The 600-nt window shown below is 44.8% G+C and carries 3 tRNA genes and 1 rRNA gene; all 4 read right to left on the bottom strand.

The features are described from left to right. Nucleotides 1-71: 71 nt before the first annotated feature. The 4 genes from CD33_RS00050 to rrf all read right to left on the bottom strand — a co-directional run bounded on the left by CD33_RS00050 (nucleotide 72) and on the right by rrf (nucleotide 469). A tRNA-Glu gene (locus tag CD33_RS00050) sits at nucleotides 72-146 on the bottom strand. A 17-nt stretch (nucleotides 147-163) separates the two neighbouring features. After that, a tRNA-Ser gene (locus CD33_RS00045) sits at nucleotides 164-255 on the bottom strand. A gap of 8 nt (nucleotides 256-263) precedes the next feature. After that, nucleotides 264-338 (bottom strand) — tRNA-Asn (locus tag CD33_RS00040). Nucleotides 339-353: 15 nt separating this feature from the next. After that, nucleotides 354-469, bottom strand: a 5S ribosomal RNA gene (gene rrf / locus CD33_RS00035). Between the last annotated feature and the right edge of the window lie 131 nt (nucleotides 470-600).

The following is a 600-nucleotide window of genomic DNA, read 5'->3' as shown; positions in this document are numbered from 1 at the left end:
CCCCCTGCTTGTAAGGCAGGTGCTCTCCCAGCTGAGCTAATCCTCCAACTGGATGTTTTATAAATTTCAAATGGTGACCCGTACGGGATTCGAACCCGTGTTACCGCCGTGAAAGGGCGGTGTCTTAACCACTTGACCAACGGGCCAATTAACTTTAATTATCTGGCGGAGAGTAAGGGATTTGAACCCTTGAGACAGTGTTAACCGCCTACACGATTTCCAATCGTGCTCCTTCGGCCACTCGGACAACTCTCCAAGAAGCATGGCTCCGAAGGTAGGACTCGAACCTACGACCGATCGGTTAACAGCCGATTGCTCTACCACTGAGCTACTTCGGAATAATTATGTGGTAAGCCTAGCGACGTCCTACTCTCACAGGGGGAAGCCCCCAACTACCATCGGCGCTAAAGAGCTTAACTTCCGTGTTCGGTATGGGAACGGGTGTAACCTCTTTGCCATCATCACTAGACTTGGAACGAAAGACAAGATTTATTATATCATATATGATATGAAAGTCAATACTTATTTAGTAAAAACTTTTTTTAGTTTCTTATTCTTTCAAAACTGGATAAAGACATTGAATGCATTCAAGATTTAAAT

The sequence above is a fragment of the Ureibacillus sinduriensis BLB-1 = JCM 15800 genome (assembly GCF_000772955.1).
Taxonomy (GTDB): Bacteria; Bacillota; Bacilli; order Bacillales_A; family Planococcaceae; genus Ureibacillus; species Ureibacillus sinduriensis.
The sequence above is the reverse complement of the archived record's forward strand: the minus strand, read 5'-3'. Positions and strand labels throughout refer to the sequence as shown.